This is a genomic window from Streptomyces sp. NRRL F-5135 (assembly GCF_000719775.1).
Classification (GTDB): domain Bacteria; phylum Actinomycetota; class Actinomycetes; order Streptomycetales; family Streptomycetaceae; genus Streptomyces; species Streptomyces hebeiensis.
Map to the genome: position 1 here is coordinate 544,126 of NZ_JOHR01000001.1, position 16,807 is coordinate 560,932.

At 71.4% G+C, this 16,807-nt stretch carries 17 protein-coding genes; 9 read left to right on the forward strand and 8 right to left on the reverse strand.

The window, feature by feature from the left end; all coding sequences use genetic code 11:
* Positions 1 to 78: 78 nt before the first annotated feature.
* Entirely contained in the window at positions 79 to 498 is a 420-nt protein-coding gene (locus IG02_RS0102445) for an STAS domain-containing protein (RefSeq protein ID WP_051764323.1), read from the forward strand.
* A 53-nt stretch (positions 499 to 551) separates the two neighbouring features.
* Here IG02_RS0102445 and IG02_RS0102450 read toward each other — a convergent pair whose 3' ends face one another.
* The gene (locus IG02_RS0102450; protein WP_030741088.1) at positions 552 to 1,319 is read right to left on the reverse strand and encodes a peptidoglycan-binding domain-containing protein; all 768 of its coding nucleotides are present in this window, start codon (positions 1,317 to 1,319) and stop codon (positions 552 to 554) included.
* A 234-nt stretch (positions 1,320 to 1,553) separates the two neighbouring features.
* Positions 1,554 to 2,729, reverse strand: a complete 1,176-nt coding sequence (locus tag IG02_RS0102455; protein WP_063756725.1) for an FUSC family protein — start codon at positions 2,727 to 2,729, stop codon at positions 1,554 to 1,556.
* 348 nt (positions 2,730 to 3,077) lie between these two features.
* Between IG02_RS0102455 and IG02_RS0102460 the strand changes: the two genes are divergently transcribed.
* The 4 genes from IG02_RS0102460 to IG02_RS0102475 all read left to right on the forward strand — a co-directional run bounded on the left by IG02_RS0102460 (position 3,078) and on the right by IG02_RS0102475 (position 7,195).
* Positions 3,078 to 3,584, forward strand: coding sequence for an Lrp/AsnC family transcriptional regulator (locus tag IG02_RS0102460; RefSeq protein ID WP_030741094.1), 507 nt, complete (start codon positions 3,078 to 3,080; stop codon positions 3,582 to 3,584).
* 158 nt (positions 3,585 to 3,742) lie between these two features.
* Positions 3,743 to 4,657 (forward strand): dimethylargininase, encoded by a 915-nt coding sequence (ddaH, locus tag IG02_RS0102465; RefSeq protein ID WP_078854118.1) that lies wholly within the window; start codon positions 3,743 to 3,745, stop codon positions 4,655 to 4,657.
* On the forward strand, positions 4,654 to 5,982 hold the full coding sequence (rocD, locus tag IG02_RS0102470) for an ornithine--oxo-acid transaminase (protein ID WP_078854119.1): 1,329 nt from the start codon (positions 4,654 to 4,656) through the stop codon (positions 5,980 to 5,982). Before ddaH ends, rocD begins: the two co-directional genes overlap by 4 nt.
* Before the next feature lie 193 nt (positions 5,983 to 6,175).
* A complete protein-coding gene (locus IG02_RS0102475; RefSeq protein ID WP_030741104.1) occupies positions 6,176 to 7,195 on the forward strand; it encodes an LLM class flavin-dependent oxidoreductase in 1,020 nt (339 codons plus the stop codon).
* A 119-nt stretch (positions 7,196 to 7,314) separates the two neighbouring features.
* Here IG02_RS0102475 and IG02_RS0102480 read toward each other — a convergent pair whose 3' ends face one another.
* Positions 7,315 to 7,914 carry a tellurite resistance TerB family protein gene (locus IG02_RS0102480; protein WP_030741107.1) on the reverse strand — a complete coding sequence of 200 codons (600 nt, stop codon included), beginning with the start codon at positions 7,912 to 7,914 and terminating at the stop codon, positions 7,315 to 7,317.
* A gap of 188 nt (positions 7,915 to 8,102) precedes the next feature.
* Here IG02_RS0102480 and IG02_RS0102485 point away from each other — a divergent pair, with 188 nt between their 5' ends.
* Both IG02_RS0102485 and IG02_RS0102490 read left to right on the forward strand, forming a co-directional pair.
* Entirely contained in the window at positions 8,103 to 8,450 is a 348-nt protein-coding gene (locus tag IG02_RS0102485; protein WP_030741109.1) for a hypothetical protein, read from the forward strand.
* A 25-nt stretch (positions 8,451 to 8,475) separates the two neighbouring features.
* Entirely contained in the window at positions 8,476 to 8,787 is a 312-nt protein-coding gene (locus IG02_RS0102490; RefSeq protein ID WP_030741112.1) for a hypothetical protein, read from the forward strand.
* A gap of 32 nt (positions 8,788 to 8,819) precedes the next feature.
* Here IG02_RS0102490 and IG02_RS0102495 read toward each other — a convergent pair whose 3' ends face one another.
* The gene (locus tag IG02_RS0102495) at positions 8,820 to 9,626 is read right to left on the reverse strand and encodes an SDR family NAD(P)-dependent oxidoreductase (protein WP_051764327.1); all 807 of its coding nucleotides are present in this window, start codon (positions 9,624 to 9,626) and stop codon (positions 8,820 to 8,822) included.
* A gap of 286 nt (positions 9,627 to 9,912) precedes the next feature.
* Between IG02_RS0102495 and IG02_RS0102500 the strand changes: the two genes are divergently transcribed.
* Together IG02_RS0102500 and IG02_RS0102505 are read left to right on the forward strand one after the other, a co-directional pair.
* Positions 9,913 to 10,821, forward strand: coding sequence for a LysR family transcriptional regulator (locus IG02_RS0102500; protein ID WP_030741118.1), 909 nt, complete (start codon positions 9,913 to 9,915; stop codon positions 10,819 to 10,821).
* Between the two features lie 458 nt (positions 10,822 to 11,279).
* Positions 11,280 to 12,692: a glycoside hydrolase family 43 protein gene (locus IG02_RS0102505; protein ID WP_107055503.1), complete on the forward strand. Its 1,413-nt coding sequence runs from the start codon at positions 11,280 to 11,282 to the stop codon at positions 12,690 to 12,692.
* Between the two features lie 9 nt (positions 12,693 to 12,701).
* On the opposite strand, the gene IG02_RS0102510 is transcribed toward IG02_RS0102505, so the two are convergent.
* From IG02_RS0102510 to IG02_RS0102525, 4 genes are all read right to left on the reverse strand, one after another.
* Positions 12,702 to 14,030, reverse strand: coding sequence for an MFS transporter (locus IG02_RS0102510; protein ID WP_030741122.1), 1,329 nt, complete (start codon positions 14,028 to 14,030; stop codon positions 12,702 to 12,704).
* Between the two features lie 234 nt (positions 14,031 to 14,264).
* Positions 14,265 to 14,723 (reverse strand): RpiB/LacA/LacB family sugar-phosphate isomerase, encoded by a 459-nt coding sequence (locus IG02_RS0102515; RefSeq protein ID WP_030741124.1) that lies wholly within the window; start codon positions 14,721 to 14,723, stop codon positions 14,265 to 14,267.
* Complete coding sequence (locus IG02_RS0102520) at positions 14,720 to 15,643, reverse strand: ribokinase (protein ID WP_030741126.1); 924 nt, start codon at positions 15,641 to 15,643, stop codon at positions 14,720 to 14,722. The genes IG02_RS0102515 and IG02_RS0102520 overlap by 4 nt, the downstream gene beginning before the upstream one ends.
* On the reverse strand, positions 15,640 to 16,635 hold the full coding sequence (locus IG02_RS0102525) for a LacI family DNA-binding transcriptional regulator (protein WP_030741128.1): 996 nt from the start codon (positions 16,633 to 16,635) through the stop codon (positions 15,640 to 15,642). Before IG02_RS0102525 ends, IG02_RS0102520 begins: the two co-directional genes overlap by 4 nt.
* Positions 16,636 to 16,807 lie beyond the last annotated feature (172 nt).

Genomic DNA, 16,807 nt, shown 5'->3' on the forward strand with positions numbered 1-16,807 from the left:
CGTCAACTGCCCGAAACCCGTGGCATCCTGGGATCCCATGAGGAGCGACGCCGGTCTCGACAGCGCACTCGGTCACCGATGACCGAGTCACTGCCGAGACCGCTGCCCGATCCCCTGGCCGTGGTGGTCACCACGCCCCGGGCCGACACCGTCGTGGTGCGGCTCGACGGCGCGATGGATTTCGAGACGGCGTACGAAGTGGTCGACACCGTACGGCAGTTGCTGCGCTCCCACCGCGGTGTGCGCACCCTGGAGCTGCACTGCGGCGGTCTCACCCTGTGCGACTCGGCCGGGCTGTCGGCCCTGCTGCTGATCAGACGTCTCACCGAGGGCGACGGCGTACGGCTGGTCCTGTCGGAGTGCCGGCCCGCGCTGGACCGGCTGCTGGAGATCACCGGAACCCTCGGCCGGCTGGGCCGGGAGGAGGCGGCCGCCGGCGGGCAGAACGAGGGGGAGGACGGCGGGGGCCGGGCCGGGTCGCGCCGGCCGTCGCCCTGACGGCCACGCCGCCCGCCGGAGGCGCGGGACCGGGCCGGGGCCCGGGTCCAGGTTCAGGTGGAGGTACGGGACTCCAGGTCGCGGCGGGTGTCGTCGCCGTACACGCCGGTCTCGTCGCCCCGTATGCCGTACCAGAGCTGGAAGCGGCCGACGGCCTCGGTCAGCGTGGTGTCGTACGTACCGCTGACGCTGCCGCCGTCGTACACGTTGGGAATGCGCAGCAGCCGTTCCTGGAGGTCGGCCACCTCCGGCCCGCTGTCGCCCTCCCTCAGTACGCCGGGCCCGTCGGGGTCGGCGGCCGGCGGTGCCTGGGGCGCGGGGAGGCTCGGGGCGGAGGCGGTGGGCGCGGCGGCCGTGGGCGCGGCCCCCGGGGGTGGTGTCGCGGCCTGGGACCGGTCCTCCATGCCGTGCCAGGTCAGGAGCAGCGCCACGGCGAGTCCGGAGACGCCCGCCGCGGCCACGGACGTGACCAGGACGCCCCTGCCGCTCCATGGCCGATGGCCATAGGTCCGCTCCCGTCCCCGTACGGACGGGATCTCCTCGGTGTCGTACTCCTCGTCCTTCGCGTCCCCGGCCCGGCGGCCGTCCGAGCGGCCGTCCGGCGCCGGCGCATCGGTGCCCCCGGCGGCACGGTCGGCCACCGGCACCTGCTCCCACACCCCGCCCCGGTCGGCCGCCGGGTCGGTGGTGCCGGTGTGGTCGGGCCTGAAGAGGTCGTCGAAGTCCTTCAGCTCCCGGGGCCGGCGACGGCGCATGATCCGGGTGGGTTCGAGCACCGTACGCCGCGCGGGCTGCTGAGGGCGTTCGGGCGATGCACTCACGGCGGCCTCCTTCCTGCCTGTCCGTACGACACCGGACGCTACCCCGGCTCCGTGGGGCGTGCGGGGCGAATGGGAGTAACGGCCTTCCGCCGGTGGCGAGTCGGCGGCCGACGCGCGGTGGCGCGCCCCTGTCGAGTGCCGACAGGGGCGAGGCGGTCGCCACCCGCGGCCGACGCCTCGTCCCGCAGGCGCACACCTCCCGCCCCGTGCCGTCCCGCTCGCGTGCCCGGGCTCTCAGCCGTCCGGCTCCGGCTCCTCGCGTCGAGGGCCGAGGCGTGACAGCAACTGTTCGGCCTCCAGCAGCAGGCCGCCACTGACCTGTGCCGTCGCCCCGGTCTGGTCCCGGAAGCCAGCGGCCAGGTCCTCGTACAGCGACCAGGCCCGCTCCCCGGCGGAGGCGTCGGCCCGCTGCGTACCCCCCGGACGTACCGACGCCGCCGCGAGGGCCTCCTCCTCCGCGTCGCACAACCCGGCCATCTCCTCCGCCAGGTCGGCGAAACGGGCGAGGAACGCCGCGTCGGGTGCGGTCAGCCCGGCCCGTTCGCCCGCCGTGCCGGCAAGGGTGCGGGTGAGGGCCGTCAGGTGGCCGACGACGCCGTCCCACAGCGCGTCGGCCTCCGCCGGCGGCTGGGGGAGTGGCCGTCGGCGCATCCGCAGGCCGGGGTTGAACCGGGCGCTCTCCGCGCTCCATCCCCGCGCTTCCGTCAGCGCGCGCAGCACCTGGTCCAGCCGCCGGGCCCGGTCGTGCCAGCCCGCCGCGTCCGAGGCGTCCCACTCCGCGCGCAGTCCGTCGGCCATGGCGCGCAGCAGCCCCGCGCTGTCCCGCGCCAGCCGTCGTAGCTGCTCGCGTACGTCCCGCAGGTGTACGGGCGGCAGGACGAAGGCGTTGACGCAGACCCCGATCGTGGCCCCGATCAGCGTCTCCAGCAGCCGGTGGCCGATCTCGGACAGGGAGTAGGCGCCGTAGGTGATGACGAACAGCGCCGTCGTCGCACCGTAGACGCCCTGCGCGCCGAGTCTGCGGTACGTACCGGCCAGCGCCATCACCGGCAGCGCGATCAGCATCGCCCCCAGCGTGTCACCGTCCGTCATCGCCATCGCCGCCGACGCCCACAACGTGCCCGCGACGATCACCGCGAGCTGCTGCATCCCGGCCAGCAGCGACCGGTAGACCGTCGCGTCGATCAGCACGAGCGCCGTCCACGGCGCCATCAGCGCGAGCGGCGCCGCCAGCCACCACCCCGTCAGCGCCCACGCGGCGACGGCCGCGCCCGCGGCCTTGAGAGCCTGCACCATCGTGTCCCGCTCGGGCCCCGGGGCCCGCAGCGCCGCGGCCGAGGACCGGCCGACGGCCGACACCTCCCAGCTCAGCCACCACCACAGCGATGCCCACGGCCGACGCCCCGCCACCGCATCCGCCTCCTCTTCGGCTCCGACTCGTCCGGGTTCCGGGTTCCGGGTTCCGGGTTCCGGCATCGAGTGCCCCGTTCCCCCGGCCACATGGCACCGTGACCGGGGGCGAGGCACGTCCGGCCGGGAGCGTGGCCCCGCGCGGTCCGGCGATCATAGGCGGACGCGCGGCACCGTACCGGCCGGGCCGGGACCGTCCGGACCGGCGCGCGGACGCCCGCCGGAAGCCACACCGCACGACAACTCCGCCCCGCACAACGCGACAGGCCATGAGCGACAGGTCATGACCGAAGCCGCGGCCCACCGGACGCAGAACACACGTACGTCTCCGGAAAGACAGGTGCACCCGTGACCCAGCGCCGCTCCTCGCTCCCGCTCGACGAGCTGGACCGCAAGATCCTCTCGGCGCTGGTGGCCAACGCCCGCGCGAGTTTCGTCGAGATCGGCGCCTGCATCGGGCTCTCCGCGCCCGCCGTCAAGCGACGGGTGGACCGGATGCGCGAGGCCGAGGTCATCACCGGCTTCACCACCATCGTGCGCCCGGGAGCACTCGGCTGGCGTACGGAGGCCTACGTGGAGGTGTACTGCGACAGTGCCGCGCCGCCCCGCCGCATCGCCGAGGTCGCCCGCAAGTACCCGGAGATCGTGGCCGCCGTGACCGTCACCGGAGCCGCTGACGCGCTGCTGCACATCCGGGCCGCCGACATCGAACATTTCGAGAACGTCCTGGAGCAGATCAGGAACGAGCCGTTCATCCGCCGAACGGACAGCACCATCGTCCTGACCCATCTGCTGCCCGGCAGCCCGGACGCCGGCAGCCCCGCCGGACTGAGCGACGCAACGAACGGTGGCTGAGGCGCCGTCTCACGCAAGAACGCTGCGTGGGCGCGCAATCATGACGGCTTGTCGGCGATTTCCCGGAATTCCTACCGTGGAGACATCGAGCCGCCCGGCGCACCGAGCACGCGCCGGACGGCACCGGAGTCGTCCTTGGCGAGAGGAACACGTCCGTCATGGCTTCATCCCCCGTCGCACCCCCGTCGCCGTTCGCGGACCCGCCGACGTCCGCACCGTCCGTCGCGCCGTCCGCACCGTCCGTCGCCCCGTCTGTCGTCACGTCCGGCGCACCCGGCCGGCCACGCCGTTATCTGCTGTGCGCGCCCACGTACTTCGACGTGTCGTACGTGATCAACCCCTGGATGAGGCAGAACGTCACCGTCGACCGCGGCCGGGCGATGGCCCAGTGGCGGGCGCTCGCCGACGCCTACCGGGCGTACGGACACACGGTCGAGGAACTGGCACCCGCTCCCGGCCTCCCCGACATGGTGTTCGCCGCCAACGGGGCGGCGGTGGTCGGCGGCCGGGTGCTCGGCTCGCGGTTCCACGCGCCCCAGCGGCAGGCGGAATCGGCCCTGTTCCACCTCTGGTTCAAGGAGGCGGGGTTCGACGTGCGGGAGCCGGAGTCCGTGTGCGAGGGGGAGGGCGACCTCATCCCGGTCGGGGATCTCGTCCTCGCGGGCACCGGCTTCCGTACCACCATCGCGGCGCACCACGAGGCACAGGAGCACTTCGGCCGGCCGACCGTGAGCCTGCGTCTGGTCGACCCGTACTTCTACCACCTCGACACAGCGCTGTTCGCGCTCGACGACACGAACGTGGCCTACTACCCGGGGGCGTTCTCCGCCGGCAGCCAGGAAGTGCTGCGGACGCTGTTCCCCGACGCCGTGCTCGCGACGCGCGCGGACGCCCTGGCCTTCGGCCTCAACTCCGTGTCCGACGGCCGTCATGTCTTCATCGCCCCGGCGGCCACCGCGCTCGCCGCGCGCGTCGCGGACCGCGGTTACACGCCCGTACCCGTCGACCTGTCCGAACTCCACAAGGCAGGCGGCGGGATCAAATGCTGCACCCAGGAGATCCGCATCTCATGAGCGTCACCACCACCACGGACGGCCGGACCGGCGCCGAGTCCGCCGCGCCCGCAACCGCCGCGCCCGCCGAGCACACGCCCACGCCGACCGGGCCCACGTCCGCCGTCGGACTCGGCGCCGGCGCGCGCCCCTCCGCCGAGGTGATCCGGGCGGAGGAAGCCGGCCTCGCGCACAACTACCACCCGCTGCCCGTCGTGATCGCGCGCGCCGAGGGATGCTGGGTCGAGGACGTCGAGGGAAGGCGCTACCTCGACCTGCTCTCCGGCTACTCGGCCCTCAACTTCGGCCACCGCCACCCCGCACTCGTCCAGGCGGCCCGTGACCAGCTCGACCGGCTCACGCTGACCTCGCGCGCCTTCCACAACGACCGGCTCGCCGGATTCGCGGAAGGGCTCGCCGAGCTGACCGGCCTGGATGTCACGCTCCCGATGAACACGGGCGCGGAAGCGGTGGAGAGCGCCATCAAGATCGCCCGCAAGTGGGCCTACGAGGTCAAGGGCGTGCCGGCCGACCGGGCGACGGTCGTCGTCGCGGACGGCAACTTCCACGGCCGTACGACGACGATCGTCTCCTTCTCGACCGACCCTGTCGCGCGCGACGGATTCGGCCCGTTCACGCCGGGGTTCCGGGTGGTGCCGTACAACGACCTCGGGGCCCTCGAGGCGGCCGTCGACGAGACCACCGCCGCCGTGCTGGTGGAGCCGATCCAGGGCGAGGCGGGCGTCCTGATCCCCGACGACGGCTATCTGGCCGGCGTACGGGAGGTGACGCGGGCCGCCAACACGCTGTTCGTCGCGGACGAGATCCAGTCGGGGCTGGGCCGCACGGGCCGCACGCTGGCCGTCGAGCACGAGAACGTGACGCCCGATCTGGTGCTGCTCGGCAAGGCGCTCGGCGGCGGCATCGTGCCCGTCTCCGCCGTCGTGGGCCGCCGGGACGTGATGCGCGTCCTGCGCCCCGGTGAGCACGGCTCCACCTTCGGCGGGAACCCCCTGGCCGCGGCCGTCGGACAGGCGGTGATCGGCCTGCTGCGCACCGGTGAGTTCCAGGAGCGCGCCACGCGTCTGGGCGCCGTGCTGGAGGCGAACCTGCGTCCGCTGGTGGGCCGGGGCCTCCTGCGCTACCGGGCCCGTGGCCTGTGGGCGGGGCTGGACATCGACCCCGCGGTCGGCACCGGCCGGGAGATCAGCGAACGGCTCATGGCACGCGGTCTGCTGGTCAAGGACACACACGGCTCGACCATCCGGCTGGCGCCGCCGCTGACCATCGGCGAGGACGAGTTGACGGAGGCGATCGGGAAGGTGGCCGAGACGGTGGCGGGCTGACCTCCGGTCGGGGCCGGTACGCCGCCCGCGGCCGGTCGGCCCGCCGGGGAGGCGGCCCCGGCGGCCCGCCGGGGCACGGAGGCGGTCCGCCGGCCGCCTCCGTGCCCCGGCCCCTGATCCGAGCCCGGAACCCGCGGGCCCCACGTACTGTAGGTGCGGCGGAAAGAGCACCTACGGACGAGGACGGCTTCCCGTGCCGACGACCCCACGCCCCTTGCGGAAACTGGGCTTCCTGACCATCGGCCTGTTCGACGGCGCGGATCCCCGCCGGGGCCACGAGTCGACCCTGGAGATCATCGAGCTCGGTGAGCGGCTGGGCTTCGACAGCGCCTGGGTGCGGCACCGTCATCTCCAGTACGGCATCTCCTCCCCGCTCACCGTCCTGGCGGCGGCCTCCCAGCGCACCAGCCGTATCGAACTGGGCACCGCGGTCATCCCGCTGGGGTGGGAGAACCCACTGCGGCTGGCGGAGGACCTGGCGACGGTGGACATCCTCTCCGGTGGCCGCCTCAACCCGGGGGTCAGCGTCGGGCCACCCATGCACTACGACCGGGTCAAGAGCGCGCTGTACCCCGACACCGCGGAGACGGAGGACTTCGGCTACGCACGCGTGCGACGGCTGCTGGACTTCGTACGCGGCGAACCCGCCACCGACTTCAGCGGCACGGAGGGCTTCGAGGTGTTCTCCGACCGCGTCCAGCCCCACGCCCGCGGCCTGGGGCGCCGCATGTGGTACGGGGGCGGGAGCCTGCGGTCGGCGCGGTGGGCGGGCGAGCACGGGATGAACCTCTTGACCAGCAGTGTCGTGAAGGCGGAGGAGTCGGAGGACTTCGCCGAGATCCAGCTGTCACACATACGGACCTTCCGCGCCCACCACCCGGACGGCGACCAAGCCCGGGTCTCCCAGGGGCTCGTCGTCCTCCCCACCGACACCGCCTCGCCCGCACAGCGCGCGAAGTACGAGGCCTACGCCCGGCAGCGGTTGCCGCGCACCGCCACGCCCCAGGGACCGGGACGCCTGTTGTTCGCGCCCGACCTCGTCGGGCCCTCCGCCGAGATCGCCGAACGGCTCTTCGCCCATGCGGCGTTCCGTGAAGTCGACGAGGTGGCTTTCGCGTTGCCGTTCACCTTCGACCACGAGGACTATGTGCAGATCCTTACCGACATCGTCACCGGACTCGGCCCGGCCCTCGGCCGGCGCCCGGCCGCCTGACGCGGCGGCCGGCACCCCGAGGAGGCCCCGCCACGGCGGCGTGCGGCGGCCTCAGCGCCCGGGACCGCGCACGTGCCCACCCTCCTCCCCCGATGACGTCATCGAGCGGCACGGCACCGTCAGATACCGAACTCCGTGGGCGACACGCCGAGCGCGCCGCAGGCTTCGCGGATGGCGTACTGCTCGGACGCCTCGAAGTACCCGTCGGCACCGGCGATGACGATGCCCGTCTGGATGACCGCGCGGGCCTCCGCCGGCTTCTTGGCGGCTTTGGCGATCTCCTGCAACGCCTCCGCCTTGCCCGCCTGGAAGTTGGCGACGAGCCGGTCCACGTGCTTGTTGAACCGCTGGCGGAGCTGGTCCGCCGGGAAGTTCTGCAGGACCTCGTTGGAGACGATCAGCTCCTCCACGCGCTGCCGCTCCGCTGGCTCCACATGCCCGTCGGCCGCGGCCACCAGCGCGCACATCGCCATGCTGGCGTCCCGGTAAGCGCCGCTCTTGAGTTCGGTCTTGACCGACGCGAGCTGAGATTTCAGCACGCCGATCAGCTGCGCCTTGGAGCCGCCGGAGGACGACCCCGAGCCGTGACCCGGCCCGTGGCCGCTCGGCTGCCCCTGCCCGAAGGGGCCCTGCCCCTGCCCGTGCCCGCCCGATCCCCGAGCGCTCTGGGACTGCTGGAGGTTCTTGGCCTGGTCCTTGATCCGGTCCCACATAGCCACTGGTGCCACCTCGACTTCTGCTGCTGTCTGTCCGGCCTTGGTCGTCGGTCGCGCTTCTTCGCGGTCCCCCAGGGGAACGCCCCCGGGAGTCACCGGGTTCCCCCATGGCAAAGACGAGGCAAAGTCCCGCTGCCCGCCGACGATAGCCAGGAAAGGCCAAGGACGCGAGGCGTCGATAGCATGAACATATGAGAAGCCGTCAACAACTGCCGTTCCTGGGCTTCGCCTTGGCCGGCCTCGCACTGGTCCTCTGGCTGTTGTTGAGCCCACCCGACTCGGGAGTGAGCGGCGGGGAGTGCCGTCCCGCCTTGAGCCTCGGATTCGGCGAGGAGGGCAGGGAAGCGTTCGAAGACAGCAAGGCGAGCGTGTCCGACGATGCCGACTGGGGCCACCAGGTGCTCAATGTCTGCTCGGGCAAACAGAACACCCGGCTCTCCTGGGCTCTCCTCGCCGTGCTGCCGACAAGCGTGGCGGCGGCCGCGGCATGGGCCCGTCGCCCCCGCCCTTCCGCGCAGGACGCGCACGAGCCCCGGTGACGCCGGGTCGGTACTGGGGGCGCTGTTGGACCGATCGGTGGTGCGCATCGGCAAGGCGTCCGCGGATGCCCGTCGCTTCGACCGGGAGACGATCCGCGCGGTCTCGGACGTGTGGGACAACAACACCCTCCCGCTGTTCTGGGCTGCCGGCACGGCGGACACCGAAGAGCGGGAACGCCGGGCGCTGACCGTACTGGAGTGGATGGCCGGTCACAGCGAGCGACGGCGCGGGGGGATGGCCGAGGAGGCAGCAGCGGCGGGATACGAGAGCGCCACCTCGGCAAGCCGCCTCGACCTGCACCACGGAGCCCTGTGCGTTGCCGCTCGGGACGACTGAGCGCGTCAGTGACCTGACAGCCAGGGGGTGTGTCAGGTTCGCAGGCCGCCAGAGGCGGTGAGGCGCTCTCCGGTGACCCACGCGGCGTCGTCGGAGGCGAAGAAGACCGCCGCCCGCGCCAGATCCTTGGGCTGGCCGATACGGCCCAGGGGGGTGCGCCCGATCATGTCCGTCTCGGCGTCACTGCCGATGAAGCCGGCCGCGTGGATACCTTCCGTCTCCACACCGCCCGGGGCCAGCGTGTTCACTCGGATCCCGCGCGGGCCGAGCTCGGCGGCCAGGACTCGCGTCAAGGCATCGACGGCGCCCTTCGTCGCGGCGTACACCGACATCCCCGGCACAGCGCGGGCACTGTCCAGCGATCCGATGTTGATGACCGATCCGCCGTCGGACCCGAAGTACTTGAGGGCTTCCTGGATCGTACGGATCGGTCCGGTCACGTTGACGGAAAGCTGACGGTCGATCTCCTGCTGCGTGACGGTCTCCAGCGGCTGTGGGTGATAGACACCGGCATTGTTGACGAGGATGTCGAGCCGGCCGTACGCGTCCACGGTCCTGGCGAAGAGGCGCTCAACATCCGCAGGCACCGACACGTCGCCCTGCACGGCGATCGCGGTCCCCCCTCGCGCCTGGATGTCCCGCACCACCCGCTCGGCGCCGGCGGCACTGGAGGCGTAGTTGACCACGACCGACGCTCCGGCCGCAGCGAACTCCCGCGCGATGCCCGCCCCGATGCCCTTGGAAGCACCCGTCACGAGCGCGACCTTTCCCGCCAGTCTCGAATCGGCGTTCTTCGGCGATACTCCGTCGCCGCGGCCAACGCCTGCCTGATTTGCCATGATTGCCACTCCCGTCCATGTTGGTGGGTGTCCAAGTGACGCGGGCCTCCGGGGCAACCGCCCGGAATCCAGACGATGCGTTGTCGAACAGAACCCGCCGGGCGCCCTCGCCGCCACGGGCCCCTCACAGGCACACCCGTACCGACTCCCGCCCTGATGGGCCACCGCTTTCTGCGGCGGCGATCCACCGGACATGCACCACGGTAGGATCCGCGAGGCATAGAAACAAATAGTGTCAGCGCATACTTGAGATTGACATCTCCTATGCCACCGGAAGTGGAAACGGATGAGCCTGCGGCAATACGAATACGCTCTGGCTGTGGCCGAAGAAGGCTCCATGACAGCGGCCGCTGAGCGTCTGCGCGTCACGCAGCCGTCCTTGTCGCAGCAGATCGGCGCTCTGGAAAAGCACCTCGGTGTGCAACTGTTCACGCGGACATCGGGCGGGGTCACAGTGACCGTGGCCGGACGCGCCTTCCTCGCCGAGGCAGAGATCGCGACCACCGCGTCCCGCAGAGCCGTCCTGGCTGCCCGTGCCGCCTCCGGGGAACTGTCCGGTGAACTCGTCATCGCCGTCCACATGGGCCTGGGAGCACGACAGCTCCCTCTGGCACTGGGCCGGCTCCGCCACCGGCACCCGAAACTCCAGGTCATTCTCCACGAGGAGCCCGATCCAGCGGATATGGAACGGCTGGCCCGCCAGGGAACGCTCGACATGGTCCTCGTCCACCGCATCCCCACCGGCTGCACATTCGACATCCACCCCCTGGGCGAGGAGACCTACGTCGCCGTCCTGCCCGAGGGACACCCGCTCCTCGCCGGCAACAAGGCCCTGCGCATGGCAGACCTCGCGACACAGGGATGGGTGCGCTTCCGCCGCGCCAGCCTGCTCGACGAATACCTCGCCCGCCTGCTCGCCGACGCGGGCATCAGCCCGCCCACGGTGGCCCGAGCGTCACAGATCTCCACCGCCGTGCGACTGGCAGCCCAAGGGTTGGGCGTCACCGTGGTTCCGGCATCGGCCGTGCCCGAAGGCTTCGAACAGCTGGCCCGCCCGTTCCTGCCTTCCCTGACCGAACCCGTCATCGTCGGTGCACGCCGCCACCCAGGTTCGGCGGAGGCAGCCGTGCTCGACCATCTCCATCAGCAGAACTGGTGCGGCACGAGCCTCCTCGCCCCGCATACCGCCCTCTGAGCCAAGGGCCTCACTGGTCGTCGGCCGCGCGCTTGTCCCGGAGGGGCCGTAGGCCGTCAGGGAGGTCGGGGCGCTGGAAGGAACGCCTGTTCGGCCTTAACCGGATCCGGGGCCCTGTGAGCCAAGATCACTCCAGAAATCGGCGAACCCGCCTGCTTCTCCGGGCGGCAGGGTCGAGCACACGGAGGATCCGCGCCGTCGCCGAGCGGCCAGCACGTCCGGGTCCTGCCGCGGGCCGTATCCGAGACGGCGCCGAGCCGTGCGAGCGGCTCCGCGCGGCGTGAACGGACACGGACTCGGCGGAACGATTGACGCATGAGCTGTCACGCTCTAGCTTCTGATCGATTTACCGAACTCCGTTCGAAATATCGACCATCGGCGTTCGGCCGCACATCTGATGTCCCCGTTCCCCCACGCCCTCACGAGCCGGATCCGCTCAGCCGGCTCATGCACCCCCCATGGAGACCACGATGAGTGCGACACCCTTCCCCGGCCCCCGGCCGTCCCGCCGCCGCTTCCTCGGCATGGCCGCCGCCACTCCCCTGGCGGTGTCCGGCACACTGGCCCTCGGCGCCGGAACAGCCCAGGCCGCCGACTCGGCCTACGTGATGTGCTACTTCACCGAGTCGACCAGCCTCGGCGAGGGAACCGACTACGGCCTCCACCTCGCCGTCAGCACGGACGCCCTCGACTGGACGCCCCTGAACCAGAACAACCCCCTGGTCACCCCCACCGCGGGCGCCCTCGGCCTGCGCGACCCGTTCCTGCTGCGCAAACAGGACGGCACGTTCGTCGTCCTCGCCACCGACCTCAAGGGTACCGACTGGAGTTACAACAGCCGGTACATCCATGTCTGGGACTCCACGGACTTGCGCTCCTTCACCGGCTACCGACGTCTGAAGCTGCACGACATGACCACCCACAGCTGGGCGCCCGAGGCGTTCTGGGACGCGGGCAGAGGGCAGTACGCGGTCATCTACTCCTCGGTCGACTCCAGCGGCCACAACGTGATCATGGTCAACTACACCCGCGACTTCGCCACCGCCTCCGCCCCGCAGGTCTTCTTCGACCCCGGCTACGACGTGATCGACGGGGACATGGCCGTCGGTGTCAACGGCTACAACTACTTGTTCTTCAAGAAGAACCAGACACTGGCGGCGGCCCGCTCCACCTCCCTGAGCCCGGGCAGCTTCTCGGAGTTCGGCACCGGCGTCGCGCACGGCGGCACCGAGGCCCCGACCGTCCACAAGTCCCTGACCTCGAACACCTGGTACCTGTGGGGCGACACCTACACCCCCAACGGTGACTTCTACGCCTGGCGGAGCACCGACCTCGCCTCAGGAACCTGGACCGCGCTCGACCAGAGGACCTACACCCAGCCCATGAACTCCAAGCACTGCGGCATCACGACGATCAGCGCGACCGAGTACGACAACCTGATCGCCAGGTGGGGCACCCCGGCCTGGAACCGGCTGAAGTCGTACAACCACCCGGCCCGCTACGTCCGCCACTCCGACTACGTCGGCCGCATCGACACGTACCCCTTCGACCCGTACACCGACTCGCTGTGGAAACTGGTGCCGGGCCTCACCGACGGCGCAGGGGTCTCCTTCCAGTCGGTCAATTACCCCACCCGTCACCTGCGCCACTACAACTACCAACTCCGGCTTGACGTCGACGACGAGACATCGACGTTCGCCGCGGACGCCACCTTCTACCGCACGGCCGGCCTGGCCGACTCGACCTGGGCCTCGTACCGCTCGTACAACAACCCCACCCGCTACGTCCGCCACTCCGACTACGTCCTGCGCATCGACCCGATCTCCACGGCGACCGAGCGGGAGGACGCGACCTTCCGCGTCGGCCACTGAGCCCCGGTGTCAGGGCCGGCGTTCCTCGGCGACGAGGGCGAGTACCCGCTCGCGCTCGTGGCGGCCCCAGGTTTCCCTGGTGGCGAGGATACCGACGAGGCCGACAACGGCGGCGCCGAGGTAGAGCAGTGCCGCGCCGGGCCAGCCGAAGGCGCCCACCAGGGCGGCGGCGAGCAGCGGTGCGAAGCCGCCTATGGCCGCGGCGACCTGGTAGCCGAGCGAGGCTCCCGAGGTGCGTGTGGCGGTGCGGAACTGCTCGGTGAGCAGAGACCCCTGCGTCCCGGTGAGCGAGGCGTGGATGAGCCCGATACCGATGATGAACACGGCCACGATCAGTGCTGGATGGGCGGTGTTGGTGAGCAGGTACATCGGGAAGGCGAAGAGGATCGCTGCCGTGCAGCCCGTGATGTAGACGGGACGGCGTCCGATGCGGTCGGTGAGCGCGCCGGCGAGGAAGGTGACGGCGATGGCCAGGATGCTGGCGGCCGTGATGGCGCCGAGAGCGACGGGGCGCAGGCCGGGGTTGCGTTCGGTGATGTAGTTGAGCAGGTAGGTCGCGGTGGAGTAGTAGGCGAAGGATTCGACGACGCGCAGGGCGATCACACGCAGGATGCTCCGCCAGTCGTCGCGGAGGGTCGCGAGGAGGGGGTTCTTCTCGGTCGTTCCGCTGGCCCGCGCTTCCTGGAACTCGGGGGATTCCGAGAGCCGGGAGCGCACGATGAGCGCGACGATGACGAGGACGGCGCTGAGCAGGAAGGGGGTTCGCCACTGCCAGTCGCCGTCGAGTGTGGCGCTCCAGGCGAATACGCCGCCGGCGAGGGCGATGCCCAGCGGGTTGCCGGACTGGGGGATGGCGGCGAACATACCGCGGCGGTGCCACGGGGCGTGTTCGTAGGCCATGGTGATCGCCCCGCCCCATTCGGCGCCGAAGGCCAGGCCCTGGACCATGCGGATCGCTACGAGCAGGATCGGCGCGAGCACACCGACCTGCTCGTAGGTCGGCAGCACGCCGATGAGGAAGGTGGCGGCGCCCATGACGATCATGGCGGCGACCAGGACGGGCTTGCGGCCGAGCTTGTCGGCGAAGTAGCCGCCGATCGCGCCGCCGAGCGGGCGCATGACGAAGCCGACCGCGAGGGTGGCGAACGACAGGAGTGTGCCGACGAACCGGTCGCTCTCGGGGAAGAAGACGGCTCCGAAGTAGAGCGCGGACGCGGTTCCGTAGGCGATGAAGTCGTAGTTCTCGACACTGGTGCCGACGGCCGCGGCGACCGCGGTCTTGACGCGGTCCTTCGAGCCGAGCACGCTCCGCCGTCCGGCAACGGTGCTGGTGGACATGAGTGTTCTCCTTGCAGGTGGGCTCCGGATCGCGGGTGCGTGACGCGGGAGGCCCGCGGACCGCACGGCATGGCCGGGGTTCCTGTCCGGTGGTTCCGGGTATGCCGGGGTGACGCGCGGCGGTGGTCGGCGGCGTCGTACGAAGGGGGCGCGGCGGGGCATCGCCCGCGGGCGGACTGCCCGCCGGCGGTGTCAGGACGGTGAGGTCAGGCCGGTGGGGGCAGGCCGGTGAGGTCAGGGGGCCGGTGAGGACAGTGTGTCGAGCGCGTTGAGCTTGGTGACTCTGCGGCGGGTGTCCTCGCTGTCGTCGAACGTGGCGGCGAGGAACTCACGGACGATGTCGGGCACGAGTGCGTGCGGGACGAGCCACGCGCCCATGGCGATGGCGTTGGCGTCGTCGTGCTCGACGGCCTGGTGGGCGGAGTAGGGCTCGTGCGTCAGCCCGCAGCGAATGCCGGGCAGTTTGTTCGCGGCCATGACGGCGCCCTGACCGGTGCCGCAGACGAGCACGGCCCGATCCGCGGTTCCGGAGAGCACGGGGTCACAGGTGGCCCGGGTGATGTCGGGGAAGTCGACAGGGTCGGAGTTGTGGGTGCCGCAGTCGAGGACCTCGTGGCCGAGGTCCTCGATGGCCCGGCGCACGGCGTCTTTCAGCGGGTACCCGGCATGGTCGGCTCCGAGGGCGACTTTCATCGGCTGGTCCGTTCGAAGAGGGCGGGCTCGAGTTCGGCCCGGTGCGGGATGGAGGGTGCGGCGCCCGGCCGCGTGACGGCGAGCGAGGCGGCAGCGAGCGCCGCGCGCAGCCGCTGTTCGAAGGGCAGTGTGTGCAGCGCCGCGAGGTAACCGGTGAAGGTGTCGCCCGCGGCTGTGGTGTCGACGGCACTGACGCGGGGTGCGGGCGCGTGCCCGCTCTCGCCGCCACGGAGGTGGTAGGCCGCGCCGTCGGAGCCGAGCGTGCAGACGACGTCGGTGCCGAGCGCTTCCGAGAGACCGGCGAGGCGGGCCCGGAGGTCCTGGCCGGGGATGTCCAGCAACGTGGCGACGACCACGAGTTCGTGCTCGTTGACGACGAGCAGGTCGAGGTCGGTGACGATGTCACCGCGTGAAACAGGCGCCGGTGCGGCATTCCAGATCACGTGGGCCCCGGCTTCCCGTGCCCGGCGGGCCGCGCGGGCCGAGATGCGGGTGGGAACCTCGTTCTGCAACAGCAGGACTTCACCTGACCGCAGCGCCGCGCAGGCGCGGTCGACATCCGCGGCGGGAATCGCGTGGTTGGCGCCGGGCACCACCACGATGCAGTTCTCCGCCGCGTCATCGATGAGGACGACGGCCCGGCCCGAGGAGGTGTTCTCCAGCCGCGCGACAGCGCCGATGTCGATGCCGTCGCGAGCGAGGAAATCAAGCAGGACGGCGCCGTCCGCGGCCCCCACGGCACCCGCCATACGCACGGAGGCACCGGCGCGGACGGCGGCGACGGCCTGATTGGCGCCCTTACCGCCCAGGGCCGTCATCGACGAGTGTGCTCCGACCGTCTCGCCGGGGCCGGGCAGCCGGCTGAGCCGGATGGCATCGTCGATGTTGATACTGCCCACAACGGTGACGCGCGTGCTCATCGGACGCCCTTCGGGGACCGGTCGACAAAGGAGGTGGCGACGCGTCGCCCGGTCGCCGCGCGGCCGGCGAGCAGGTCGACCAGTCCGCGCACGCCGAGGCGGCCGATCGACGACGCTTCGTTGCGGACCGCGCTGATGGGCGGTGACGCGAACTCGAACCAGTCGAGGTCGTCGAAGGAGACGACCTCGATGCGGGCGGCCCGCTCCGCGCCGAGCCGCTCGCGCAGCGCGCGGACGGCCCCGAGGGTGGTCAGGCCGTTCGCGCCGAAAACGGCCGTGAAGGGGGCGCCCCGGTCGATGACGCGGCACATCGCCTCGGCCGCGCCGCCGGCCAGGAAGTCACCGGCGTCGAGCAGCCTCTCGTCGGTGCTGATCCCGTACTTCTCACGCCCGGCGAGGTAGGCGGCGCGGCGCTCCGCGCCGGTGGAGATCGTGTCGGGGCCGCCGATGAACGCCACGTCGCGGTGTCCACGCTGCCGCAGCCAGGCCAGGACCTGCTCGACTCCCTGCGCGTTGTCGGTGCCGTACAACGGGGCGTCAACGCCCTCGATCGTACGGTTGAGGAAGACGAGCGGCAGCCCGGAGGCCAGCGTGGCCGCGAGCTGCGGCGAGACCGTGCCCTGCGGGGAGAACAACAGGCCGTCGATGCGTTGCGAGGCGAAGGTCCGCAGGTACGCGTCGGCTTGTTCGGCGTCCTCGTTCGCGTTGGCCAGCAGCACGGTGTAGCCGTGGTGACGCGCTTCTTGCTCCGCGGCGTGGGCGAGCTCGGAGAAGAACGGGTTGCGGATGTCCGAGACGAGCAGTCCCAGCACGTCGGTACGGGAGCGCCGCAGGGAACGGGCGGGGCCGTTGGCGATGTAGCCCAGCTCGGCCGCGGCGGCGAGAACGCGGGACCGGGAGTCGGCCGAGGTCTGGCTGCTGCCGCTGAGTACCCGGGACGCGGTACCCAGCGAGACCCCGGCCCGTGCCGCGACATCCTTGATCGTGGTCACCGGCTCCACCCCCTTGTGGAAACGTTTCCATGGCCCGAATGCCTCAAAGATCGCACACAGAGCGCGGAAGGAGCAAGACCCGGCCGCCTCCTGAAGCGGAAGCACCGCAGGAACCTGTCGCCACGCGATCCCACTCGGCGGCCCATGTGACGGGCGCGCACTCGCGAACCGC